The sequence below is a fragment of the Coleofasciculus sp. C1-SOL-03 genome, assembly GCF_040220555.1.
Taxonomy (GTDB): Bacteria; Cyanobacteriota; Cyanobacteriia; order Cyanobacteriales; family Coleofasciculaceae; genus Coleofasciculus.
Window position 1 is genome coordinate 20,730 of the sequence record NZ_JAVJUO010000081.1, and the last position, 24,129, is coordinate 44,858.

The following is a 24,129-nucleotide window of genomic DNA, read 5'->3' on the forward strand; positions in this document are numbered from 1 at the left end:
TTGTAGAGACGTTGCATGCAACGTCTGGAACAATCGGGACATAACTTCCCTTCAATCTTCCTGATCACTCTTGAGGAAATCACCCACGTACAATCGGATAAATTCTGCTGCTGCATCAGGATTGAGGCTATGAAGTGCCTCCGCAATCTGCACCACGGTTTCAGCAGTGGGATCTCTTTTCTCGTGATACCACTTGAAAATCATCGAACGATCAACTCCCAAGGTTACGGCTAGCTTGTTTTGACTGATGCCGTAGGTGTCTAATGTTTGCCTGAGAGCTTGTCCCGCTTTTCCCATGCCTCTAATCGTGTCAGAGGATGGTGAGCAAGTAAATGTTGTCTTATGCGACCACATTTCCTTAGACTTAATGTAGTCTTAGTAGACCACACTAAATTAAACCAGGTGAACTCAAATGCAAGCGTACTTTGTGCCGAATGAGAATCAATCGCCCTCTGCTGAGGTTTCTATCCAGGCTTCTACTGATCCGGTTTCTCAGAAAGAATTTATCAAGGTGATGGTGATTGGTTCCCGTAAAGGGATCAACAGCATTATCAAAACGCTGCATCGCTTACGGTTTGCCGAGGTGAGGGAAGGGAGTCCACCGAGTCCTTATGGTGCTTCCGGAGAACTGATGAGTCTGTTGAGACGACAGATTATGGTGGATTGAATCCTGGGTGTGATTCCCTGGCGCGATATAGCAGAAGGCAGAGGGCAGAAGGTTTATTATTGATTAAATTGAGAGGTTATCGGTAGCTATCATAGGGTACGGCAATGCCGTACCCCTACCCATCAATTATCCCTGAGATGGGGTAGGGGCACGATACCCGAAGTGCCCTGATATAGGTTCAAGGTTAAAATCAGACGATAATCACCTCGGCTATCGTCTGTTCTGCCAATCACAGACAGCGTTTGACGAACTGAGGGGGAAGGAGGCGATCGCACGCTTGCGACACCATAGCCTGTGTAAGGACGTTTATAACTGGGATGTAAACCGAGAATAATATCCTCTTTGGGTATTCCCATTTCTACTAAATCTTGTGCCAAATCAGCTTCGGTCATATTTCGCTGAATCCAAATTTTGCCATCTTTAATATCTATATGGATAAAACAGTTGTAGACTCTTTTTAGTCCATCCGAACCGATATCTAGAAGCTGATAGTGGTCATGTTCTGTGTCAAAAATGAGTTGACACTCTATTTCTGAATCTGAGTGTTTTGCATCTTCAGTAGTATATTTTTTTAATAGCTGGCGAACTAACGAGCGATATTTTTCTAATTTTTCCATTCGCTTATTACCTCTTCAACAGGATCGTAAATAATTAATTCTTCCCATACTCTTAATCGTGTCAGAGCCTCACGAGCCATCATAGGGGTACGGCAATGCCGTACCCCTACCCAATCAATTATCCTTGAGATGGGATAGGTTCAGGTTACTTAATCTGGTTGTCTACAATAAAATTAAATTCTGCGTCAATGCCACTCAGTTTCTATCGTAGCTCCAAAGCCAAAACATTGTAGAGACGTTGCATGCAACGTCTGGAACAATCGGGACATAACTTCCCTTCAATCTTCCTGATCACTCTTGAGGAAATCACCCACGTACAGTCGGATAAATTCTGCTGCTGCATCAGGATTGAGGCTATGAAGTGCCTCAGCAATCTGCACCACGGTTTCGGCTGAGGGATCTCGATTTTCGTGAAACCAGTGAAATACAACTGAACGATCAACCTTCAAAGTTACGGCTAGCTTGTTTTGACTGATGCCGTATGTCTCCAATGCTTGTCTGAGAGATTTTCCCGCTTTTCCCATACCTCTAATCGTGTCAGAGGATGATCCGCAAGTAAATGTTGTTGGAACTCACAACATCTGGCAGAATTGATCTAGATGTTGTTGGAACCAACAACATCGTTGGGTATAAATCAGGTGAACTCAAATGCAAGCGTACTTTGTGCCGAATGACAATCAATCGCCCTCTGCTGAGGTTTCTATCCAGGCTTCCACTGATCCGGTTTCTCAGAAAGAATTTATCAAGGTGATGGTGATCGGTTCCCGTAAAGGGATCAACAGCATTATCAAAACGCTGCATCGCTTACGGTTTGCCGAGGTAAGGGAATGGAGTCCACCGATTCCTTATGGTGCTTCGGGAGAAATGATGAGTCTGTTGAGACGACAGATTATGGTGGATTGAATCGCGGGTGTGATTCGCTGGCGCGATCGCTTGGCTTCACAGGCTGTGGGGAGGGTAGACGGAAGGCGCGATCGCTTGCTTCCCTTCAACTATCCTCTTCAGTCTCAAGAAACTCACCCAAATACAACCGGATAAATTCTGCTGCTGCACTCGGATTAATGCGATGAAGTGCCTGTGCAATGTCCGCAACCGTTTCGGCTGTGGGATCTGTAAGTTCGTGATACCAACGGTAAACCACAGAACGTCTTACTCCCAGCGCTACCGCCAGTTTGTTCTGACTGATGTCGTAATTCTCTAGTACCTGCTTAAGGGCTTTGCCGACTCTTCCCATACTCTTAATCGTGTCAGAGCCTCACGAGCAAGTAAATGACTACATTTATATAGCCATCGTGTAGGATGAGAATGACTACATAAATATAGTCGTTCGGTCGCAACTCAAAATCAGGTGAACTCAAATGCAAGCGTACTTTGTGCCGAATGACAATCAATTGCCTTCTGCTGAGGTTTCTGTTCAGACTTCTACTGATCCGGTTTCTCAGAAAGAATTTATTAAGGTGATGGTGATTGGTTCCCGTAAAGGGATCAACCGCATTATCAAAACGCTGCATCGCTTACGGTTTGCGGAGGTGAGGGAATGGAGTCCACCGATTCCTTATGGTGCTTCCGGAGAAGTGATGAGTCTGTTGAGGCGACAGATCATGGTGGATTGAATCCTGGGTGTGATTCGCTGGCGCGATCGCTTGGCTTCACAGACTTTGGGGAGGGTAGGCGGAAGAGGCGATCGCTTAGGCGATGACAACCACCCTAGTTCAATGGCAACGAATCCCCGTTGACGCTAACGGTGAAATCGAAAATGTATTCGCCCTTTATTTCCCAGGTAAAGTAAAGAGCGATACCATCAGGAACAGAACGTGAGATTCGCTTGCTAGGATAAATTAGGCTACAATTGCTTCTTCTGTATTGTTATCCAGCTACTTATGCAACTCGAAGATTATTTTAATTTCCTTGCCCCTAATGACATTCGTCTCAAAGGCACTAGAGTAGGCATCGAAACCATCCTTTATGATTTCATCCATCGCGCCCGTACTCCAGAAGAAATTGCCCAGACTTATCCATCCCTCACCTTAGAGCAAGTCTACGCAACAATTCTCTATTACCTCCATAATAAAGAATCCGTTAGCAAGTATTTAGCTGACTGGTTAGAGTGGAATCACCAGCAAGTTAAAGCACAACAACTTAACCCATCGCCTGCGGCTATTCGGATGCGGAAACTTAGAGCAGAACAAAGAAAGAAAATTCATGATGCTCAAGTATCTCCTAGATGAAAATGTAGACCCTAGCTATAAAACTAGATTACTAGGGCTAAATCCAAATTTAATCGTGTGGGCAGTTGGGGAACCGAATACTCCCCCAAGAGGAACGTTAGACCCAGAAATATTGCTTTGGTGTGAAGAGTATGATTTCGTCCTAGTCACAAATAACCGGACATTTATGCCAGTTCATCTCAACGATCATATTGCCCAAAACCATCACATTCCTGGGATTTTTATTCTCAATCCCAAATTGAGTATGGGACAAAATTTGGATGAGTTAAGTTTCATTGCTGAAGCTGCCTTTAAAAATGACTATCAAGATCAAATTGTTCACTTGCCCAATACCTATATACTTGGTTCAGAGTAAGGGTGAGGACGGGTTTACAGTGTTTTCAGATTCGATGTGATACACCCAAACAAAACCAGAACAGAACTGTCCTAGAGTTACTGTACTACACCATGTTAGAAAGTGCTGTACTGATCCGGTTTCTCAGAAAGAATTTATTAAAGTGATGGTGATTGGTTCCCGTAAAGGGATCAAAGGCTTTGGGAAAGGTAGGCGGAAGACGCGATCGCTGGGCAATTTCAGTTTTTGATCAAGGGCTAGTTTTATTGAGAGGTTATCGCTAACTATCATAGGGTACGGCAATGCTGTACCCCTACTGAATCAATTATTACAGATGCTTCGTTTCGTTCCTCCGCTTCGCTCCGGACTCCACGAACCATGACAAATTCTACCTTAGACTGCAACTTGGTATCCGGTTATTTAAGGGATAAAAATACGCCCTATTCCCATGTAGTTTTCAATATCCAGTAAAATCTCAATAATACGGTCAGCACATCGGCTGCGATAGTTCGGTTCACGACTGAAACGGTCAAGATTTGCCATCGTCACAACTGGCAATGAATCAGGTGTATTGTCTTCACGAAGCACTTGTTCTAGTGAATCTTCTCCTTGCATATTTCGATTAGCCGTCAACAAAATCATCTGATTTTCTTGAGCGATTCGCCATACAGTGCGATCATTGCTATCGGTTGGCAATTCAATCTCTTTGAAAGTGATAAAGCGGATCGGAATCAGATCCAACCAACCTTCATTAGCAATTTTTCCTAAGAGAATAACACCATATCTTTCCAGATGATGGTCAATCAGAAAATTCATGATTCTGCTGCATTTCTTGCTTTCTGCGCTTGCAGCTTTTCCCAGAGAGCTTTTTGGTTAGGTTTAGGGGGTGTGGCTGCGATACGAGCCAAGTGGTCACGATTACGTTCTTCCCAATAGTGTTGAATTTCCTGTGCTGTTCTCAAAACGTCCTGATATTCAGCTTCTACCTCAGCCCGATGAGTCTCAATGTAAGATAAAGCTACGTCAAGTTGTTCTTCTTTCAGAGGTAGCCAGTTTAAGATTAAGTTTGGCGGGCGTCCTACTCTAAGATGATCCATGACATCATAGAGAGTGATGCGTGTTCCCGCTAACGTGAGTCCACGTTCCGTGCGGATGATCCCAGCTTGTCTATCCGATCGCAGAGTCATAAGTGTACCTTCTTTTGCGACTAACTCTATATTACTGTTCCTCAAAAAACACAACGATTCTCTACTAAACAGCCGCTTTTTTGATCAAAGACGGGTTTTGTTGAGAGGTTATCGCTAACTATCATAGGGTACGGCAATGCCGTACCCCTACCCAATCAATTATCCCTGAGATGGGGTAGGGGCACTTCGACTATCGTGCCCTGATATAGGTTCAGGGTTAAAATCAGACGAGAATCACCTCGACTATCGTCTGTTATGCCAATTACAGACAACGTTTAACAAACTCAGGGATCAGGAAGGCGATCGCACGCTTGCAACTCCGTAGCCTGTATAAGGACGTTTATAACTGGGATGTATAGCAACCGCCGTAGCGGTTAGGACACATCATTTATGTTCCAGACGTTGCATGCAACGTCTCTACAATGATGCCGAAAGTCCTAATCGATGTGTCTACTGCTATAAGTTAGGATTGATGATTTCTATACCGGGAAACCGAAGGGATCGGCTAGCTAATTTGTAGTCAATTAATGCGATCGCGTCCCTGTGATACCTTAAGATTAAGCAGAGATAATCCCAGAATAACCAAAAATAACACTAATCCAATCGTGCAAGCATAACCAATTTCCAAATCCGCAAACGCTTGCTCATACAAATAATAAACCACCGTTTTGGAACTATTCCGGGGTCCTCCTTGGGTCATGATATAAACTTCTTCAAACACCTTCGTTGCCGAAATCGCCGAAATGACCGCCACTAACGCCAAATAGGGGCGCATTAAGGGAACCGTAATATCCCAATGTTTCCCATAGCCATCCGCACCATCCAACGCCGCCGCTTCATAGAGTTGGTCGGGGATCGATTGCAATCCTGCCAGATAAATCACCATGTAGTAGCCTAACCCCTTCCACACGGTTACCGCCATCACGCTAAAAATGGCTAAATCAGGACTCGTCAGCCAGGGAATTCCCTGCTTAAATCCTATCCAACTGAGAAATTGATTCAATAAACCATTTTCTGCATACAGCCATCGCCACGCAATTCCCGCCACAACCATGGAAATCACCACAGGCGTGTAATACGCCGCCCGAAACCAGCTAATCCCACGCAGGTTCTGATTCACCAAAATTGCTAGTCCCAAGGGTAGCACCACTAAAATTGGCACGACGCCCACCAGATATAACAGGGTATTCCCCACGGTTTGCCAAAATACTCGGTCGTTCACCAAGCGTTGTAGATTCGTCCAACCCACCCACTCAGGCGTTTGGGTCAAATCGTAATCGTATTGTGTAAAACTGAGGTAAAAAGCTTGACAAGCGGGTAAAAATACTGTTATTCCCAAAATAACTAGGGCTGGGAGTAAAAAGAGGTACGGGGTTAACTTAGGCGGGATGACCAACGAATCCTTTGACATCTGAGATCCAAATTGTTAGGGAAAATAAAAATTTAACATCGTACTGTAGCCTAGCTAACAGTTTCTTATTCTTAACCTTAGTGTAATCTTATTATTTACCTCACCATAACCCAATATGCCCTTATCTAAGTTGGCAAGGTTGGGGGGGTGAGGTACTACGGTGCTATCTATCATCAACCCGATTATTGGCTTGGGCGAGGTAAGTCAGGTTCGACGACACCTGATTAGGAGTTGCGTTTAAAATCTTGTACCTGTCGTTTTCTTCCCACCTTAGGCTTAAACTCACCGAACTAAACGCTGGCATTCGTCTCGAGATGACCGGAAAAGAATTCCTGTCGGTCGAACTGGAGTGGGTGGGAACTTACGGATAAGGGTACCCGATATTCACCCTGGGAAGCCAGGACGATTCCGGGAGTTAGGGTTGAACTCCAGACGCTTGTCCCATCGCGTCTCGGTGATACCCAATCCGAGGACGTTACCTCAAACGGAGGTACTTTCTCCTTCTATCCCTTCTGCCATCTGCCTTGTCCCTACCAATGGGGAATTAACCCGAATTTAGTCTGAGGGACTTTCCCCGCACAATACGTTGGAGTTTTATGTAGCCGTGAAACCTATAGAAGTAAGCTACAGCCATTTATGGGAAAAAGATAGACAAACTGAACTAGAGACCACCGTACTCGAACTTCTCAGTATTCCCACCCATCCCCAATCCGCCCAGCTAGGAGACAGTGACACCCTATTGGGGCAAACGCTAGTGCAATCCATTCCCCTACCCTTGGTTATTGCTCGATTAAAGGATGGTGTTATTCTGTATGCTAACCAGCATTACAACTCAACCTTTGCTCCTAGGCAACAGCAGCGTTCTCGCGTCAATAGACAGGTTCGCGATCGCCAAACCCTATCGTTCTATCACGATCCCGCCCAACGACAACTCGTATTACAGGTTTTAGTTAGCCAAGGCTATTTGCGAGATTACGCGGTCAAAATGCCCAGTTGCCAGGGTAAGCCAATTTGGAGTCTGGTTTCTCTGCAACGGTTAATCTTTAAAGGAGAATCCGCCTTTCTTGCCATTTTCCAGCCGATTACGGACTCCCAGCATCACCACGAATCCCAGACACCTTTACTCCCATCCCATCAGGACACAGCTTCATCATCCCAACCAACACGCCGCCAGTTAATTGCGAATGCCGTGTGTGAACAGGAGGTCAAATTTTGTACCTTAGCCGAAACCATTCCCGCTGCTGTCTTAATCTATCAAGGCAATCAGTTAATTTATGTCAATTCCACCGTCTGTGAAATTACAGGATACAGCCAATCGGAATTGTTAACCATGGATTTATGGAACTTGCTGCATCCGAGTAGCCACGCCTTCATGCCCAAACCATCCCGGAGTGAAACGGCGCACAGAGGCGCAAAACGTCGCTATGAAGTGCAAATCCTTACCAAAAGCGGAGATAGGCGCTGGCTGGATACGAGTACCCGGATTATTCAGTTTCAAGGAAACCCAGCCATCCTGTTAAGTGCCTTTGATATCAGCAATTACAAGCAAGCTGAAGGGGCGTTGCAAGAAAGTCAGCGCACCCTAGCCACATTGATGAGTAATTTGCCAGGGATGGCGTATCGGTGTCGGGCGGATAGCCAATGGACAATGGAATTTGTCAGTGAGGGCTGTTTTAATCTGCTCCACTACAATCCCCATGATTTAATGGACAATCGGGCATTAGTGTTTAGTGAGGTAATTCATCCAGAGGACCGAGAACGGGTGAAACAGGAGGTGCAAGCCGCCGTTAGCGAAAAACGACCCTATCAACTCGAATATCGGATTACTACCGCCACCGGGATTCAGAAGTGGGTTTGGGAACAAGGATGTGGCATTTTTTCTCGCTACGGAGAGTTGCAAGCTTTAGAGGGCTTGATTACCGATATCACCGAACGCAAGTGGGCAACAGATGCCCTAGAACTCTTGCAAACCATGACTCAGGCGATTGGCGAAGCCCCAGATTTTCAGTCAGCCTTGCATGTTACCTTGAGTAAAGTAGGGGAAGCGACTCATTGGGATTTGGGCGAAGCTTGGGTGATCAAACAGGCAGAAAGCAGAGGGCAGCGGGCAGCGGGGAATGATCACTACCCTGATGAACAGAATCTCCAACGGGCTGAGGGGAAGGTTTTAGAATGTTCCACCATTTGGCGCAGAGGGGAGAAACAGCTTTTGCTGGCAGAGGGTAGCGGACAGAGGACAGCAGGTCAGGATCAAAGTGGAACGTCCACTCGCACCGATAGAGGTGCGGTGTCTCCCTATCCCCCTGTCTTGGCGTCTGAGGCGTCAACCCTGCAAGACTTTTGCCATTACAGTCCCGCCTTTACCTTTGCCTTAGGCTGTGGACTACCGGGACGAGTGTGGGCATCTCGTCGCCCTGAATGGATTCCTGATGTGTCCCGTGCGCCTCATTCCTCCTTCGTGCGTTCCTCTCTGGCAAAGGCTTGTGGGTTGAAAGCGGGCTTTGCCGTGCCAATTATCGCTCATGATCAGGTTTTGGCAGTATTAACGTTTTTCCGGTTTGAATCACGGCAAACGGATCAACGCTTGGTCAACTTGATTTCTACGGTAGCGGCTCAATTAGGGGTAGCGATTGAGCGCAAACAGGCGGAAGTGGCGCTGCGATCCTCGGAGGCGGAGTTGCGGGCATTATTTGCGGCGATGACGGATTCTATCTTTGTTTTGGATGAAAGGGGATGTTTCCGGAAAATTGCCCCAACGAATCCTGATCCGGTGCTATTGCCTGAAAATCATAAATTTGTGGGCAAAACCCTGCATCAACTCTTTGCCCCTACTCAAGCCGATCAGTTCTTGACGTATATCCAAGAGGCGATCGCCACGTCTTCACGTCTGAATATTGAGTATAGTTTACCCGTAGGCGATCGCGAGGTTTGGTTGGCGGCGACGATTTCCCCTACCTCGGAACATTCTGTGGTTTGGGTAGCGCGGGATATTACGGAACGGAAACAGGCAGAACAGGCATTAAAACAAGCAGAGGCGAAATATCGCAGTATTTTTGAGAATGCCTTGGAAGGAATTTTCCAATCCACGGCTGACGGGCATTACATTAGCGCCAATCCAGCCCTTGCCCGTTTATACGGCTATTCCTCGCCCGATGAATTGATGGCGCGACTGACGGATATTGAACATCAGCTTTATGTTGATCCCCAGCGCCGCACCGAATTTGTGCGGCTGTTGCAAGAAAATGATGCGGTTGCCGATTTTGAGTCCCAAGTCTATCGCAAAGATGGCAGCGTGATCTGGATTGCCGAAAATGCCCGTGCGGTTCGCGATATGACGACAGGGGAATTGCTGTATTACGAAGGCACGGTTGAAGATATCACTGAACATAAATTGGCAAAAGACCAACTGCAAACCCGGGCGTTTTACGATACGTTGACTGGATTGCCTAACCGGGCGTTATTTATGGATCGCTTAAGCCATACTGTAGAGCGAGCCAAACGCCATCCCACCTACCGCTTTGCCTTACTGTTTTTAGATTTAGATCGCTTCAAAGTCGTCAATGATAGCCTAGGGCACCTTCTTGGGGATCAACTGTTGATTGGTATTGCCCGCCGCTTAGAATCCTGTTTGCGGACAGAGGATACCGTGGCACGATTGGGTGGGGATGAGTTTACTATCCTGCTGGAGGATATTGAAGACATTCACCATGCTACTCGCATAGCGGAACGAATCCAGCAAGAATTAGCTGCCCCATTTAATTTAGATGGACATGAAGTCTTTACCGGGGCGAGTGTGGGGATCGTTTTAAGTCGGGAGATCCAACAGGGAGACGATATCACCAACTATGATTGCCCCGAAGACTTGTTGCGGGATGCGGACACCGCCCTCTACCGGGCAAAAGCCTTAGGGCGATCGCGCTATGAAGTATTTGACCTCACTATGCACCAAAATGCCCTTAGTGTCTTGCAATTGGAAACCGAGTTGCGGCGGGCGGTGGAAAACCAGGAATTTGAGATTTACTATCAGCCAATTGTCTCCCTCTCAACCCATCAGATTGCTGGGTTTGAGGCACTATTGCGTTGGCATCATCCTACCAGAGGATTAGTGTATCCCGGTGAGTTTATTCCCATGGCAGAGGAAACGGGATTAATTATTCCCATGGGCTGGTGGATGTTGCGCCAAGCCTGTCGTCAGTTGGAACTCTGGCTGGAGACGTTTCAGGACAGTGGTAAAACGGAAGACGTTAATCATCAGTTGACGATTTATGTTAACCTTTCCAGCAAACAGTTTTTACAACCGGAACTCCTCAAAAACCTGGATACCATTCTGCACGAGACCCATCTGCATCCGAGTCATTTAAAGTTGGAAATTACTGAAAGCTGTTTACTGTCAGACCCAGAGACCGCCGAAGAACGGCTCAAAGAATTGCGCGATCGCCAAATTGGGTTATGTATTGATGATTTTGGTACAGGTTATTCGTCGTTAAGTTATTTGCACCGATTTCCCATTGATACGATTAAGATTGATCAGTCTTTAATTAGTTCTATTGGCGTTGATGATCAAGGGCATTCTGAAGCAGGTATGATCAATCGCACCAAAGGATTACCCTTGCAAATTGTCCGCACGATTATCATGTTGGCAGATAGTCTGGGAATGCAAGTTATTGCTGAAGGCGTAGAAACAAAAGAGCAATTAACTCAACTGCGGCTGCTGGATTGTGATTATGCTCAAGGGTATTTATTTCAAGCGCCCTTAGATGCGGTAACAGCAGGAAAACTCCGCGTTGAACCTCAATGAACTGAAACGGATTCGGTGGGCGCCCTCAGATGGTGATCTACCCATCCACCAATAGCGCGATCGCCAAAGGACACAGGTTTCATGGGTATCCACCACCAGTGCGATCGCTTATCCTAAATCTAGAAGCACACATCAGTTAAGATAACCATGAGGCTGATCATCTCCAATGAACTCCTCCAAACCATCCAAACGTCCAAAGGTGGATTACTGACTGATGTTGAAAAACATTGAAATTACTAATTTTAGATGCTTTGAAGCAACAAAAATTTCTGGATTTAAGAGAGTTAATTTAATTGGGGGGCAAAACAATGCTGGTAAAACGGCTTTGCTGGAAGCCGTGTTGTTAAATAATTGTCCTAAATCGAGAACTATTATAGAACTGAAGCGGATAAGGAAAGAAACATCAGACGTCGAGAAAGCTATGCCAGAGCGAGCCTGGAATAGTTTTTTCTTGAATCAAGATAAGCGAACAACGATAAAAATAACTGGGACAAGTATCCAGAATATCAGCACTATTGTTGAAATACTGGTTTGTAATTCTATAGAAATTTTGGAAGATGAGGAAGAAGCTAGAAAGTTGTTGACTCTGATATCTAAAAATGAACCCCCGTCGTCAGTTTTGCAAGTTCGAGTCATCCAAGATAATCAAGAGACATCCAAGTATACTGTTATAGCAACTTTAGATGGAATCTTGTTCCATGATATACCCGATTATAATAATTTGCCTATCATTCCATCTTTTGGAAGAATGTCAAATAAAGGTTTAACTGAAGAGTATGACAAAGCTCGTTTAAATGATAAAGATGAGGAAGTCCTCAAAGCCTTTAAAATATTAGATCCTTCGATTGAAAAAGTAGAGAGTTTTTCTATTGGAGAACCGACACTCTACTTAGTCAGGAAAGAGCAGAAAGGACGGTTGCCACTCTCCTTGTTTGGAGATGCGATTAATCGCGTAGCAGCGATCATGCTCAAGCTGATCAACAACGACTATAAGTTTTTGTTAATTGATGAAATAGAAAATGGGATTCACTATACTAAACAGGAAAAATTTTGGGAACACTTATTTCAACTCGCTTCAGATTTAGACATACAAATTTTTGCCACAACCCATAGTTTAGAGATGCTTAAAGCTTTTACCGAGACAGGAATAAGTAAATATCAAGATATTGGTGCCTATTTTGAAATTGCCAGAAAGCCTAACAGTAATTCAATTATAGGAATTAATCGTGATCTAGAAACACTAAAATATGCTATACAACATGGCAAAGGAGTGAGGGGTGAGTAACTTGCTTATCGTTGAGAGCAAAAATGATAAGTTATTCATGGAAGCCTTAATAGATAACTTGAATTATAATATCTGCATAGAGCCTCCTATTTGCATCAATGACTATGAATGTTTGGCAGGATTGAGTCAATCGAAACTGATCAATGCTCTCAAAGCTTTAGCAGCCGATAGTCAGAAAAGAGATATACAAAAGGTGGGTATTGTCATAGATATCGATAATTTTTCTGTGGATGAGCGAATTCAATGGGTGAGCGAATGTATTAATCAAGTTTTCCCGAATAGTGCCAATTTATCACAACTAGGAAAATTTATAGAAATTAGTACGGCTACTGGAGAGGTAATTAAGTTATCCTGCTACTTTACCAATGTAGATGGTAAAGGTGAATTAGAAACTGTACTAAAAACTATTAAATCTCAGGACTCTACGTTTGCTGATTGCTTAGTCAGTTGGCGAGATTGTTTGAGTCAGGAAGGTAAATCAATCACGGATAAAGACTTTGATAAGTTTTGGGTTAGTCTCTACATTAGATTCGATACTTGTTCAAATAGAGAGAAAAAACAAGCGGAAAGAAAATGTAGTATGAAGAATTTTGACTATATCATGAAAGAAAAAGTGGATATTTGGAATTTAGAACACCCTGCACTAGAAGAACTAAATAAATTTTTAAGGATTTTTACGGACGAGTAGATATAGTGTTTTTATTTGAGATGTAAACGTACTCATCCCGAAAAAGGCAACAGGCAACAGGCAACAGGCAACAGGGGAACGAGATACAGAGTTTTTAAGTACAAGAAGAAAAGACATTCTAGGTTTACAACTCATTTACAAATGCTATATGGAGTGTTATGTTAATAAGCCTCAAACCCTTACAAATGACGAATGACAAATGACGAATGACGATCCCCACCGTTAACTTTAATTGTTCCCACCTACTTATCTGCACTGATTTCCGATTGAGCATTGACAGTAGGACAACTTTGAGTTATGCGTCAATAAGATATTCATTCCGTGCATTTCTCCTGACATAATGGATACCCTGACCAACATCAAGGACTAACAAATGACTAAAACTGCATGGGTATTTCCAGGACAGGGTTCTCAAGCTGTCGGTATGGGAACCGACTTAGCTGATTTACCCCTGGCTCAAGCTAAATTTGCCCAAGCCCAGGAAATCTTAGGCTGGGATGTGCTAGAACTGTGCCAAAGTTCCGACGAGAAACTGTCTCGCACTCTCTACACTCAACCCTGTCTCTATGTCATCGAAAGCATCCTCGCTGACATCATTCAGGAACAAGGACATCAACCCAACTTTGTCGCAGGTCATAGTTTGGGTGAATATGTCGCACTCTATGTGGCGGGTGTCTTCAACTTTGAGGCGGGATTAAATCTGGTCAAACGTCGTGCTGAACTGATGGATAGTGCCTCAGGTGGCATGATGGCGGCTTTAATTGGATTTAACCAAGACCAGCTTGACGAATACATCCAGGAGCATGAGGATGTAGTGTTAGCCAACGATAATAGTCCAACACAAGTCGTGATTTCTGGAACCCCGGATGCGGTAGAAGCATTATTGAGTCAGGTTAAAGCCAAGCGAGTGGTGCGGTTAAATGTATCTGGGGCGTTTCACTCACCGTTCATGGCATCAGCCGCGACGGAGTTTCAAGGAGTGTTAGAGTCTGTTCCCTTTAGTGACGCGAAGATTCCCGTGTTATCTAATGCAGAACCCACACCCGCCACAGAAGCCGCTGTCCTCAAGGAACGTCTCCAACGTCAAATGACTGGAAGTGTGCGCTGGCGAGAAATTGCCTTACACCTGTCAGAGGAAGGGATGGAGAAGGTGGTAGAAATTGGTCCGGGGAAAGTTCTCACAGGCTTAATTAAACGGATGTGTCGGGATGCCGCCTTGGAAAATATCGGTAGTTTATCGGATTTGCCCGGTTAACCTATTAACCTATCGTTAACCTCAGGAATCTACTGTAGGTTATATATTTTCAATTTCCCTGTTATATCGCACTACGGGGATATGTTAGGACATTAGGTCATCCCAAGCGGGAACAGGGAACCGTAAAGAATGTCCTAACTTGCCAAGGTAGCTGCTATACATTTGCAAGCAGGAACAGGGAACTGTGTCAGCAGAATATCGATCAACCTCAAGGACTCTGCTAACTATGTCCCATCGGTATCCAATTCGGTTAAGTCGGAAAATTTTCCTAATTCTCTTCAGCCTAGGCTTAATTGTGAGTTTAACCGGATACGTGGTGATTAAACGTAACCGAGTGCATCATCTCACCATAGCCGCTGGGTCGAAACAAGGGGAAAGTTATATTTTCAGTCAGGCAATGGCACAAGTGGTTGCCAAATATAACCCGAAAATTCAGATCGAAGTTCTGGAAACCAAGGGTTCCGAGGAAAATATACAACTGCTAGAAGACCAAAAAGTTCAACTGGCGACAGCCCAGGCTGATATCCCGGCTTTGCCCTCGGCGCGAATTGTGTCTAAATTATTCCCAGACATGTTTCAGTTGGTGGTTCAAGCCAACTCGGGTATCCAGCAAGTCTCAGATCTCAAAGGAAAACGGATTGGACTGCCACCAGAAGGGGGTGGTCAATACCTGTCCTTTTTATTTGTTGCCAAACATTATCGCTTGGAAGAAACGGACTTTTTTGCCTTTGCTGTGTCTGAAAAAGAAACCGATGAGGCGTTTCGCAATAACCAAGTCGATGCGGTGTTTCGGGTTCGCCCGCCAGGAAATCAATCCATCCTGGATTTAGTACAAAACCGGGGCGGGCGATTAGTCCCGATTGACCAAGCCGAAGCGATGAAAATTAAGCAACCGACGTTGGATGCTGGGTTTATTCCTAAAGGCGCTTACCAGGGATCTCCTGCTATTCCGGCGACTGACCTACCCACCGTAGCTGTACCCAGGATACTGTTAGCGCACCAGAAGGTTGATGACAATCTTATCCAAGAGATTACCAGCATTTTGTACGAACGCCGTCAGGATTTAGCGGCTGTGATGCCAGAAGCATCCTACATCAGTCCCCCTAGCGTGTTGGTGGGGACGATTTTACCCATCCACCCTGGTGCCCAAGCTTATTATGATCGAGAGAAGCCATCCTTTCTGCAAGAGAATGCTGAGTGGCTGGGTTTGTTACTATCGATCGCGCTGCTGATTGGGTCTTGGGTTTGGCAATTGAAATCCCAACTGGATAAGAAACAGAAAAACCAGGGTGACAACTATAATCAAGAGATTCTGGCGTTAATGAAACAAATCGAATGCTGTCAAGATTTAGGCAGTCTTGAAACCATTCGACACCAGTTGTTCAGTAAGTTTGAGAGTGTCGTCAACGCCCTCGACTATGATCAGATCACACCGGAGTCGTTTCAGTCGTTCACCTTCACCTGGGAAGCCGCGATCGCCGCGTTACGCGATCGCCGAAGTACCCTCATGGCTACACCTACCCCAATTCCCAAGTCAACACAGGCACAGTAAACTATAACGAATGACCAATGACGATATCCACCGCCCGACTTGAATTTTTCCCACCCACTTCAGATATTCTGTGACTAGAAACCGCGAACCCTTTGCTAGCCTAATCCTCTACCACGCCTTTAAATGGTCGGTAGTCAGCCCAGTGCTGAATGTTTACCTACGAGGTCACATCCATGGTGCTGAACATGTGCCGATGGATGGTCCACTGGTTGTCGTCAGTAACCACGCCAGTGACTTTGATCCGCCGATTGTGTCCAATTGTGTGCGGCGTCCAGTCGCATTTATGGCAAAAGAGGAATTATTTCGGGTTCCGGGACTCAAGCAAGCTATTCAGTTATACGGCGCTTACCCAGTGAAGCGGGGTGCAGCAGACCGGAGTGCGATTCGTTCGGCGATTGAGTGTTTATCCCAGGGGTGGGCTGTGGGTGTCTTTTTACAGGGAACGCGCACCCCAGATGGTCGTATTCCAGAACCCAAGCTGGGTGCTGCCTTAATTGCAGCGAAGGGAAACGCCCCTCTATTACCTGTGAGTATATGGGGGACTCATCGCGTTTTTCCCAAAGGATCACCGATACCGCGTCCTGTACCCGTAACCGTGCGAATTGGTCAACCCATTGCCCCCCCAGCTTCGACGAAACGACCTGATTTAGCCGCCGTGACTCAGAGGTGTCAAGCTGCTATTCATGCTTTACATGATTTAGGGCGATGAATTAGATGCGATAAATCGCATCGGGTACAGGACGTGCTTTTCGGTTAATCAAAATAGAAAATTGTCACCACCTTGCGTTGTTCCTCTGCCTCCTCACAGGTTTTCAGCAAGGTTCTGCTGTCATGAAAGGCGAAGCAGATAAGCTGTTGACATCGGGAAATGATTTCGGAGTTACACAACGCACTCGCTTCTGCCAGAGACAGATGATCATTTTCTGGGTTTTCTACCAAGTGCATGACTTGTTGGAGTTGAACTTGCGACTCCCGTGGCTGACGTTCTAAACTTTGGGGTAAAATGACCGTCAGCAAATTAGGATCAGCACGCATCGCACCGCGAATCGCGGCTGAGTTCGTACCTGTGGCACCAGAGGTCATCAAACGATTGCCACCTAGAACCAAGGCATAACTCATCATCTCGATCAGATGTTGATGGGTAATGGGTACATGACGCGATCCTAACAGAGCAATCCGCTTAGAACCCGTTTGCTGGATTGTCGCAAGTTCTTGCGCTAGGGTATCTACACCGGAGATTTCTACTGATTGATTCAAAGATGCTGGTTTAAGCTGAACAACCTAGGTATTTTAGCAAAACCAGCGACCGTTGGGACTATTGGCTCATAAAAAGGTGGCGAGAATGTAGGGATGCAGGGGGGTGGAGGGAGAAAAATTATTTTGGCTTGATCCGATTGGCTTGCCACTTGTCTCATAGTCGTGCTACAGTAAGATACTGTTTGGTTCGGACGCATAGCTCAGTTGGTTAGAGCACCACGTTGACATCGTGGGGGTCACTGGTTCGAGTCCAGTTGTGTCCATTTAATTGTGAGTAGTATCGTGTATCTGGGGAAAAGGACAGACGCGATCGCAAGCCTCACCCATCCCCAAACGCGATCGCACCTTTTGATCGAACAGCTTCGATTCCTGGTGACATGGTGTATCTGGGTTTTGAGGGAAAGGGTGCGCCTGTCGGTGAATCCGATTCAGAATGGCAAATCTATCAAAAGTTGTTGATTGTTTGAGTCAAGTTTGGGATTTTCTGGATCATTCCTCCACTGTTGGGGATTATTAATGATGTATTGTCGAACTGTGTTTAGGGAATCTTGTTCACGCAAAATTGATTCATAGTAATTGCGCTGCCATATCGGTGGATTTGAGGTTTGGCGGATAGTGTTAATCCTGATGGTGACGGCGGATTTAAATCCAGCAACAAATGAGGAAAGTGAACGGGGTTTACGCGGAGGAATGACTGATTGTTTAGAAGAGTGGTTTTGAGGCGTTGGTAAGGGCGCATGTCTATGCGCCCTCATCCTATCGGGGAGTACCATAATGCCATGAATGGTCATTGGATTTCGGTTCAGATCGATTTTGTCGTTGGGAATCTGTCTGAATCAACAGGTATTGAAAGGGAGGAGGGCGTGTCCTTAATATGGACAAGGGCGCAAAGCGAAAGCGCCCCTACTGGCTTGACACAGCTAAAATTGTGGAATAGATTTGACCATTGAATCGGGCGCAAGTCTTTGCGCCCCTACGGTTTTGGCGGCGATCGCGGGTATAATCACTGATGGCAATTACTTTGTCAGCATGGCGATCGCACATGGTTGATCGAACAGCTTCGATTCCTGGTGAGATGGTGTATCTAGGGAAAATGATGTTGGGTGTTAATCGGGGGGTTGGGCGATCGCACCTGGGAGACTATCACCTTTGATTCGGGTGTAGGGGCGACCCGCACCGCATTAATTAACAACACCAGAAACAGGGCGGGTTTAGTCACATCGAGGTGCAACCGAAAAGATAGTAGTAAAACCCGCCCCTACAGAGGATTGGGTCGCCCTTTATTCAATTGGCGGTGTCAGAAAGTGTTTTTTGAGCGGTTATATGCTTTCCTGGATAGGCTTCCATCGCACTTGGGTGGGGAATCGGTTCTATTCCTGGTGAGATGGTGTATCTGGGGAAAGGGAAAGCGCGATCGCACGCTGGGGATAGAGAAAGTGCGATCGCGTGGGAGTCCAGGTATTTGTAGGGGCGGGTAATGGTGCTTAATTTTGATGTTTGTGATAACTTTTCAACTCGCGCCCGCCCTGACTCAAAATGGAGGTGTGTTTTAGGCGATCGCTCTCTCTGTGTAAATCCAAACATCCCCAAGGCTTTGATTCCATGTCAAGATAGTATTGATATTCTCATTTTTCGGGCAGTTTAATCGATGAACATATCTTTGACACCTGAACTCGAGCAATTTATTGACTCAACCGTCAAAAGGGGTAGGTATTCATCTCCTAGTGAAGTTATTCAGGTGGCTTTACGATTGCTAGAGGAACGCGAGATGGAACGTTTACTGCGATTAGAGGAACTCAGAAAGGAAATTGCTATTGGCATTGAACATTCGGAGCAAGGAGATATATTTGATGGAGAAGAAGTGATTAGAGAACTGAGACAAGAAATTCGGCAGTCAGAACAGGGTGCATAATGAGCAACTATAGATTTAGTGCGCCAGCTCGTCAAGATTTAAGGCAAATAAAAAACTATATGGCACAGTTTAGTTTAAGTGCAGCTAGTCGTTTTATTGATGCTTTTGAGGAAAAATGCCGTTTATTAGCTGATTTTCCGGAAATGGGACGTTCTCGTCAGGAAATCGCTCCTAGTTTACGCAGTTTACCTGTGGATAAATATGTCATTTTTTACCGCCCAATTGAAAATGGCATCCAAGTGGAACGGGTGTTGAGTGGTTACAGAGACTTAGACGAAGTTTTTTCTGAGGATGAGGAGAATTAAAGCGATTGCAAATTGTTTTATGGGCTATCTAGGGAAAAGACGCGATCGCACGCTGGGGATAGAGAAAGTGCGATCGCGTGGAAGCCCAGGTATTTGTAGGGGCGGTTTAGCCGTTTAATTTTGATGGATGCGATCTGCTATAAGCTCTACTCGCTTCGCGATCGCTATTCTCTCCCATCCCCATAAGCCATTGACTTAGACGCTTTTGGGCTTCTTCTTGGGGAATTATACCTTGTGTTGCCGCCGCTTCTAATCCATGATAAACTTTCTCGATTAATAGATTATCGAATCACTTGCACCTGAACGCTCAAATTGAGATTTTCCCAGATCCGATCAGTGGTGAGTGCTGGCAAATTCAACTTCAATGCTAGGGCAAGGCAAGCCCTATCTCCCAGAGAAAGACCTAAAGATCGGGTTAAGGGGCGTAGTTTAGCTATATCACGAGCTAATTCTTCGTCTACTGAATAGATTGATAGAGCATTGTTCAACACACCTAAATCGATCAATTGAGTGACTATTGTATCAGGATCTTGACCTCTTTCCGCCAGTTTAGAGAGAGTTTCTGCCCAGTTAATGGCGCTAATGACGGCTCCTTGTACTAAGATTTCAGCAAGGCGATCGCTCCCTGGTTCTCCTTGGAGATAGGCAAGAAGAGCAGAGGCATCCAGAACAGCACAAGGGCTTGGACTCACGAGTCACTCTCCCGACGCGCTTGTTGGCGACGCTCTTGAATGAGTTCATCGGCTAAACTAACATCGGGAGCAATATCTTTGAATAATCCTTGAAGTTTTTGGACTTGTTCGCGCAAGCTGACTAGGCGTAGGGTTTTGTCAGCTTCTACTATCAGAATAAAACGATCGCCTTCTTTCAAGTTGAGCTGCTTCTGTAGGGAAACTGGAAGAACTAAGCAACCTTCGGCTCCTAGTTGGAGACTATACTGCTCTTTGGGTTGAGAGGGTGATATGGAGTTCATCGATAGATTCTGTTATATCCTTGATGTTTCTTACAATACCAAAGCTTTGTAGGAAGACGCGATCGCACGGTGGGGATAGAGGAGGTGCGATCGCGTGGAAGTCCAGGTATTGGTAGGGGCGGGCGCGAGCCGTTTAATTTTGATGTTATTGATAACGTTTCAACTCGCGCCCGCCCTAGCTCAAAGTGGAGGTGTGTTTTAGGCGATCGCTCTTTTGATCAGGGATTGGCGCTAACCGGGAGGGAGAGGGCGATCGCAATCCTCACTCATCCCTAAACGTAATCGCACCTTCTCAACTTGCTTTGTTCGCAGCTAATTTTTTGGCTTCTAGGACTTCCATTCTTGCTAGAGTAGTCGCAGCTTCTGCTAGATACAGTGCAGTCATGGCTCGAATTGATGGGTCATTCTCCCGACGCAGTTCTTGAGAGAGGGTAAAAACTCTCGTTCTATAGGCTTCGATAGATTCTGAATCGATCGCGTATTTCATCGGTTTAACTATCCATGTTATGTGATGTGACTTGGATTTAATGAAGTTGACGCTCGGCTTCTGAATAGATATATCGTACTTCTAAAAGTTCTCTAGCTAAGAGTTCTACTTCCTGTTCGGCTTCAGGGGGGTTGAGTGCTGGATGTTTGGCAACAGCGATATAGTTGCCTAATGGCAAGTTATAGAAATGAGCAAGACTCAAACCGAAGATTGACAGACTGTTCATCGTAAATTAGTCCGTCTTTTTTGACAAGTGCGATAACTGCTACACCGTCAATTGAGGTCATGGCGACTGCTGCCTCATTGCGAATCACAATTAATATATCTGACATATCCTCATTTTACAGCCAGGTAGCACTCTCAATCCATTTTCCAGGTGATTGCACTTTTACTGAATCTCTATCATGCGATCGCACATGGTTGATCGAACAGCTTCCATTCCTTGCAACATGGTGTATCTGGGGAAAGGGGAAGGCGCGATCGCACGCGGGGAATAGAGGGGATGCGATCGCGTGGGAGTCCAGGTATTTGTAGGGGCGGGTTTAGCCGTTTAATTTTGATGTTTGTGATAACTTTTTAACAAAACCCGCCCTGACTCAAAATGGAGGTGTGTTTTAGGCGATCGCGCTTTTGATCAGGGATTGGCGTTAACCGGGAGGGAAAGTGCGATCGCGTGGGAGTCCAGGTATTTGTAGGGGCGGGTAATGGTGCTTAATTTTGATGTTTGTGATAACGTTTCAACAAAACCCGCCCTGTCTCAAAATGGGGGTGTGTTTTTTAGGCGATCGCGCTTTTGATCAGGGATTGGCGTTAACCGGGAGAGAGAGGGCGATCGCGTGGGAGTCCAGGTATTTGTAGGGGCGGGTTTTACAGATAACATAAAGCAAAAACTGATAACTTAACGAAACCCGCCCCGACTCAGTAAATTTGGTGCGTTACGTCGGGCTTTTTAGTTGACTGATTAAGTCCCAAATTTATTCCCGACTAACGCACCCTACCACTAAAAATCAATATACTTCCTGGGGTTTTGTGCTGAGTTATTGACACGGATTTCAAAATGGAGGTGATGCCCAGTGGAGTTACCTGTATTACCTACATTACCAATGTGAGTTCCTGCATTTACTGTCTGTCCAGGACTAACATTGATACTGGATAAGTGTGCATAGCGCGTCTCTAGACCATTACCGTGATCAATTTTGATGTAGTTACCATAACCATCATTCTCACCATAACTTGCTATGGCAACTGTACCGCCTTTAGCTGCTTTAACAGGTGGAGTGGTTCCATAAGTACCCAAATCAATGCCTTTATGGTAATTCGTTATCTGTTGACCATTGTGGTAATAGGTTCGCCAACCAAATTCACTTGTTACTGGATAACCTGGCAGAGGATGTTGCCAGGATGTAGGTTGGGGTTCGGGGTTAGGAGGAGATGTAACAGGTGTTCCTGGACCCGTTGTATAACCGACAGGTAAATAAACTGACATCCCAACTTGCAGTCGCGTCGCTTCCGCCTCAGTAAATGTACTACCATCAGCTTTGGTAATTTCCCGCCAACGACTACCATCGTTTAAGTATCGCTGGGCAATCCCCCAGAGGGTATCTCCAGACTTAATAATATACTGTTGCTGTTCACCCGGACGGGCGGGAGGTTCATTGATCGAATTGTCGGGGCTACCATTAACAATCGCGGCTGAAATCCACTCATTGCTTCCCTGTATTTTGTACCATTTGTCTGTTGCAGTTCCTAAGCTAGGAAATGAAATAAACTCACCCGTCGCGACTTGATCAAAGGTAACTATTTCACCATAGTTTCGGGTTCCCACAAGAGAATTCCCCGTACTCGGTCCAGAGCGAACATTTGCGCCAATGGTGGCAATGATTCGACCTGTAAAGGAAGTGGGAGTATTATTATCTCCAGGGTTCTCGCTAGGTGGTGGAGCAGGTGCAGAAACTTCCTGGGGAATCTGAATGGTATCACCTGTATAAATCAGATTGGGGTTAGCAATCCCATTGTGTTGTGCAATGAAATTGTAATAAGTGGCAGAACCATTCCCCATTGTCCAGAGCGCAATTTCCGAGAGTGTATCACCGAATTGAATGGTATAAGGAACCCAGTCATAGTATTTACCCATAAAGGGAGTCGATGCTGCCCGTTCCCCTGGTGTAAATTGTCCTTCTCCACTCCAACTTTCAGGAATGACACTGGAGGGAGCATAATGCGTTTCTGGCTGCGTAGCCTTCGCCAGATTGACAGCCGCCGCTATATTCAACAACCCTGTACCCGTTTCTGAGTTCCAGTTGGGTGTGCCTAAATCTGTTGCTGTATCCTTGAGAATATCAATCACTTGACGATAACTCAGTTCAGGATTCGCCGCCCACACTTGGGAAACAGCCCCCGTCACATTGGCAGTTGCTACCGAGGTTCCCGCCATTGTTCCTACACCTTCATCCGTCAATGATAAGGTGGGATTGTCAATTGTCCCCCCGTTAGCCATAATGTCTAAACCATTACCGTAGCTTGAATAATCACTCCGCTCAAATCCTTTCCAAACTGATGTATTCGGGTCAAACTGTTCGGCTGCACCAACCGTAATAATATTGTCAAACTCTTGAGAGGCTTGTCCCAACGCGGACATCACGCCGCCATCATTTCCCGCCGCCACCACTAGCATGACATTATTTTGACGCGCATACTCGATCGCGGATCGTTCTTCAGGTGTAAATTCATAACGAGTGGTAACATTTCCATCCGCATCAATTTGGGTTAAATCCATACTCAAATTAACCACCGCATTGGGTTGTCCAGAGTCTTGCGCCGCATCGACAAATTCCACTAATGATTCTGCCCACTTGCCAGAACCAACAGCACGCCCAACCCAAATCGGTGCATCATCATTAATCCCTTCAACGCCAATATCATTATCTTGAGTCGCCCCAATAGTACCTAAGACATGAGTGCCATGTTCATTCCCCTCATCTGTGGTTAGCAGGGGATTATCATCGCCATCAATTCGGTCTTGCCCTAAACTGATTCGGCTATAGTCAATATCAGGATTATTGTCACTGAAACCTGTATCAATAATGCCCACTAACGGCTGATTTTCCTGGGGAAACTCATACTCAATAGGTTCAGAATCAGTTGTCGGGTCAGTGATAATTTCACTGGTGTTA

At 45.6% G+C, this 24,129-nt stretch carries 29 protein-coding genes, 1 tRNA gene and 1 pseudogene; 14 read left to right on the forward strand and 17 right to left on the reverse strand.

Annotation, left to right across the window (positions count from 1 at the left end):
- Positions 1–51: 51 nt before the first annotated feature.
- Positions 52–297, reverse strand: a complete 246-nt coding sequence (locus tag RIE73_RS14350) for a helix-turn-helix domain-containing protein (RefSeq protein ID WP_446401813.1) — start codon at positions 295–297, stop codon at positions 52–54.
- Between the two features lie 115 nt (positions 298–412).
- On the opposite strand from RIE73_RS14350, the gene RIE73_RS14355 reads away from it, so the two are divergent.
- Positions 413–667 carry a hypothetical protein gene (locus tag RIE73_RS14355; RefSeq protein WP_446401814.1) on the forward strand — a complete coding sequence of 85 codons (255 nt, stop codon included), beginning with the start codon at positions 413–415 and terminating at the stop codon, positions 665–667.
- A 278-nt stretch (positions 668–945) separates the two neighbouring features.
- Here RIE73_RS14355 and RIE73_RS14360 read toward each other — a convergent pair.
- Both RIE73_RS14360 and RIE73_RS14365 read right to left on the reverse strand, forming a co-directional pair.
- Positions 946–1,284 (reverse strand): annotated as a pseudogene (locus RIE73_RS14360) (element excision factor XisI family protein); the annotation flags it as partial.
- Positions 1,285–1,562: 278 nt separating this feature from the next.
- Positions 1,563–1,808, reverse strand: a complete 246-nt coding sequence (locus RIE73_RS14365) for a helix-turn-helix domain-containing protein (RefSeq protein WP_446401815.1) — start codon at positions 1,806–1,808, stop codon at positions 1,563–1,565.
- Positions 1,809–1,932: 124 nt separating this feature from the next.
- Between RIE73_RS14365 and RIE73_RS14370 the strand changes: the two genes are divergently transcribed.
- Positions 1,933–2,187 carry a hypothetical protein gene (locus RIE73_RS14370; protein WP_446401816.1) on the forward strand — a complete coding sequence of 85 codons (255 nt, stop codon included), beginning with the start codon at positions 1,933–1,935 and terminating at the stop codon, positions 2,185–2,187.
- A gap of 85 nt (positions 2,188–2,272) precedes the next feature.
- On the opposite strand, the gene RIE73_RS14375 is transcribed toward RIE73_RS14370, so the two are convergent.
- Positions 2,273–2,518 (reverse strand): helix-turn-helix domain-containing protein, encoded by a 246-nt coding sequence (locus RIE73_RS14375; RefSeq protein WP_446401817.1) that lies wholly within the window; start codon positions 2,516–2,518, stop codon positions 2,273–2,275.
- A gap of 124 nt (positions 2,519–2,642) precedes the next feature.
- On the opposite strand from RIE73_RS14375, the gene RIE73_RS14380 reads away from it, so the two are divergent.
- The 3 genes from RIE73_RS14380 (at position 2,643) to RIE73_RS14390 (ending at position 3,867) form a co-directional block, all read left to right on the forward strand.
- Positions 2,643–2,897 carry a hypothetical protein gene (locus tag RIE73_RS14380; RefSeq protein ID WP_446401818.1) on the forward strand — a complete coding sequence of 85 codons (255 nt, stop codon included), beginning with the start codon at positions 2,643–2,645 and terminating at the stop codon, positions 2,895–2,897.
- Between the two features lie 267 nt (positions 2,898–3,164).
- Positions 3,165–3,512, forward strand: a complete 348-nt coding sequence (locus tag RIE73_RS14385) for a DUF433 domain-containing protein (protein WP_446401819.1) — start codon at positions 3,165–3,167, stop codon at positions 3,510–3,512.
- Positions 3,487–3,867: a DUF5615 family PIN-like protein gene (locus tag RIE73_RS14390; RefSeq protein WP_446401820.1), complete on the forward strand. Its 381-nt coding sequence runs from the start codon at positions 3,487–3,489 to the stop codon at positions 3,865–3,867. Before RIE73_RS14385 ends, RIE73_RS14390 begins: the two co-directional genes overlap by 26 nt.
- A 399-nt stretch (positions 3,868–4,266) precedes the next feature.
- Here the strand turns inward: RIE73_RS14390 and RIE73_RS14395 are convergent, their stop codons facing one another.
- The 3 genes from RIE73_RS14395 to RIE73_RS14405 form a co-directional block, all read right to left on the reverse strand.
- Positions 4,267–4,662 (reverse strand): DUF5615 family PIN-like protein, encoded by a 396-nt coding sequence (locus RIE73_RS14395; protein ID WP_446401821.1) that lies wholly within the window; start codon positions 4,660–4,662, stop codon positions 4,267–4,269.
- Complete coding sequence (locus tag RIE73_RS14400; RefSeq protein WP_446401822.1) at positions 4,659–5,033, reverse strand: DUF433 domain-containing protein; 375 nt, start codon at positions 5,031–5,033, stop codon at positions 4,659–4,661. The genes RIE73_RS14395 and RIE73_RS14400 overlap by 4 nt, the downstream gene beginning before the upstream one ends.
- Positions 5,034–5,553: 520 nt before the next feature.
- Positions 5,554–6,444, reverse strand: a complete 891-nt coding sequence (locus RIE73_RS14405; protein WP_446401823.1) for a carbohydrate ABC transporter permease — start codon at positions 6,442–6,444, stop codon at positions 5,554–5,556.
- Positions 6,445–7,048: 604 nt separating this feature from the next.
- On the opposite strand from RIE73_RS14405, the gene RIE73_RS14410 reads away from it, so the two are divergent.
- The 6 genes from RIE73_RS14410 to RIE73_RS14435 all read left to right on the forward strand — a co-directional run bounded on the left by RIE73_RS14410 (position 7,049) and on the right by RIE73_RS14435 (position 16,731).
- Positions 7,049–11,242, forward strand: a complete 4,194-nt coding sequence (locus RIE73_RS14410) for an EAL domain-containing protein (RefSeq protein WP_446401824.1) — start codon at positions 7,049–7,051, stop codon at positions 11,240–11,242.
- Between the two features lie 214 nt (positions 11,243–11,456).
- Entirely contained in the window at positions 11,457–12,527 is a 1,071-nt protein-coding gene (locus tag RIE73_RS14415) for an AAA family ATPase (RefSeq protein ID WP_446401825.1), read from the forward strand.
- Positions 12,520–13,215 carry a DUF3226 domain-containing protein gene (locus RIE73_RS14420; protein WP_446401826.1) on the forward strand — a complete coding sequence of 232 codons (696 nt, stop codon included), beginning with the start codon at positions 12,520–12,522 and terminating at the stop codon, positions 13,213–13,215. Before RIE73_RS14415 ends, RIE73_RS14420 begins: the two co-directional genes overlap by 8 nt.
- Positions 13,216–13,588: 373 nt before the next feature.
- Entirely contained in the window at positions 13,589–14,470 is an 882-nt protein-coding gene (gene fabD, locus RIE73_RS14425) for an ACP S-malonyltransferase (protein WP_446401827.1), read from the forward strand.
- 226 nt (positions 14,471–14,696) lie between these two features.
- Positions 14,697–16,022, forward strand: coding sequence for a TAXI family TRAP transporter solute-binding subunit (locus tag RIE73_RS14430; protein ID WP_446401828.1), 1,326 nt, complete (start codon positions 14,697–14,699; stop codon positions 16,020–16,022).
- Between the two features lie 70 nt (positions 16,023–16,092).
- Positions 16,093–16,731, forward strand: coding sequence for a lysophospholipid acyltransferase family protein (locus RIE73_RS14435; protein WP_446401829.1), 639 nt, complete (start codon positions 16,093–16,095; stop codon positions 16,729–16,731).
- 44 nt (positions 16,732–16,775) lie between these two features.
- Here the strand turns inward: RIE73_RS14435 and RIE73_RS14440 are convergent, their stop codons facing one another.
- Positions 16,776–17,279 (reverse strand): DNA recombination-mediator protein A, encoded by a 504-nt coding sequence (locus tag RIE73_RS14440; protein WP_446401830.1) that lies wholly within the window; start codon positions 17,277–17,279, stop codon positions 16,776–16,778.
- A gap of 189 nt (positions 17,280–17,468) precedes the next feature.
- Here RIE73_RS14440 and RIE73_RS14445 point away from each other — a divergent pair.
- Positions 17,469–17,542 (forward strand) — tRNA-Val (locus tag RIE73_RS14445).
- A gap of 165 nt (positions 17,543–17,707) precedes the next feature.
- Here RIE73_RS14445 and RIE73_RS14450 read toward each other — a convergent pair.
- The 3 genes from RIE73_RS14450 to RIE73_RS14460 all read right to left on the reverse strand — a co-directional run bounded on the left by RIE73_RS14450 (position 17,708) and on the right by RIE73_RS14460 (position 18,863).
- Positions 17,708–18,070: a transposase gene (locus RIE73_RS14450; RefSeq protein ID WP_446401831.1), complete on the reverse strand. Its 363-nt coding sequence runs from the start codon at positions 18,068–18,070 to the stop codon at positions 17,708–17,710.
- A gap of 293 nt (positions 18,071–18,363) precedes the next feature.
- Positions 18,364–18,498, reverse strand: a complete 135-nt coding sequence (locus tag RIE73_RS14455; RefSeq protein ID WP_446401832.1) for a hypothetical protein — start codon at positions 18,496–18,498, stop codon at positions 18,364–18,366.
- 65 nt (positions 18,499–18,563) lie between these two features.
- Positions 18,564–18,863 (reverse strand): hypothetical protein, encoded by a 300-nt coding sequence (locus RIE73_RS14460; protein WP_446401833.1) that lies wholly within the window; start codon positions 18,861–18,863, stop codon positions 18,564–18,566.
- Positions 18,864–18,927: 64 nt separating this feature from the next.
- On the opposite strand from RIE73_RS14460, the gene RIE73_RS14465 reads away from it, so the two are divergent.
- On the forward strand, positions 18,928–19,191 hold the full coding sequence (locus RIE73_RS14465; protein WP_446401834.1) for a type II toxin-antitoxin system ParD family antitoxin: 264 nt from the start codon (positions 18,928–18,930) through the stop codon (positions 19,189–19,191).
- Positions 19,191–19,496: a type II toxin-antitoxin system RelE/ParE family toxin gene (locus tag RIE73_RS14470; protein ID WP_446401835.1), complete on the forward strand. Its 306-nt coding sequence runs from the start codon at positions 19,191–19,193 to the stop codon at positions 19,494–19,496. Before RIE73_RS14465 ends, RIE73_RS14470 begins: the two co-directional genes overlap by 1 nt.
- Before the next feature lie 281 nt (positions 19,497–19,777).
- Here the strand turns inward: RIE73_RS14470 and RIE73_RS14475 are convergent, their stop codons facing one another.
- From RIE73_RS14475 to RIE73_RS14500, 6 genes are all read right to left on the reverse strand, one after another.
- Positions 19,778–20,188, reverse strand: coding sequence for a type II toxin-antitoxin system VapC family toxin (locus RIE73_RS14475; RefSeq protein ID WP_446401836.1), 411 nt, complete (start codon positions 20,186–20,188; stop codon positions 19,778–19,780).
- Positions 20,185–20,469 carry an AbrB/MazE/SpoVT family DNA-binding domain-containing protein gene (locus RIE73_RS14480; RefSeq protein ID WP_446401837.1) on the reverse strand — a complete coding sequence of 95 codons (285 nt, stop codon included), beginning with the start codon at positions 20,467–20,469 and terminating at the stop codon, positions 20,185–20,187. The genes RIE73_RS14475 and RIE73_RS14480 overlap by 4 nt, the downstream gene beginning before the upstream one ends.
- Positions 20,470–20,761: 292 nt before the next feature.
- Positions 20,762–20,956 (reverse strand): hypothetical protein, encoded by a 195-nt coding sequence (locus tag RIE73_RS14485; RefSeq protein ID WP_446364089.1) that lies wholly within the window; start codon positions 20,954–20,956, stop codon positions 20,762–20,764.
- 37 nt (positions 20,957–20,993) lie between these two features.
- Positions 20,994–21,182 carry a hypothetical protein gene (locus tag RIE73_RS14490; RefSeq protein ID WP_446401838.1) on the reverse strand — a complete coding sequence of 63 codons (189 nt, stop codon included), beginning with the start codon at positions 21,180–21,182 and terminating at the stop codon, positions 20,994–20,996.
- Positions 21,183–21,713: 531 nt separating this feature from the next.
- Positions 21,714–21,836, reverse strand: coding sequence for a hypothetical protein (locus tag RIE73_RS14495; RefSeq protein ID WP_446401839.1), 123 nt, complete (start codon positions 21,834–21,836; stop codon positions 21,714–21,716).
- 120 nt (positions 21,837–21,956) lie between these two features.
- On the reverse strand, positions 21,957–24,129 hold a 2,173-nt coding region (locus tag RIE73_RS14500; RefSeq protein WP_446401840.1), incomplete at its 5' end, for a S8 family serine peptidase.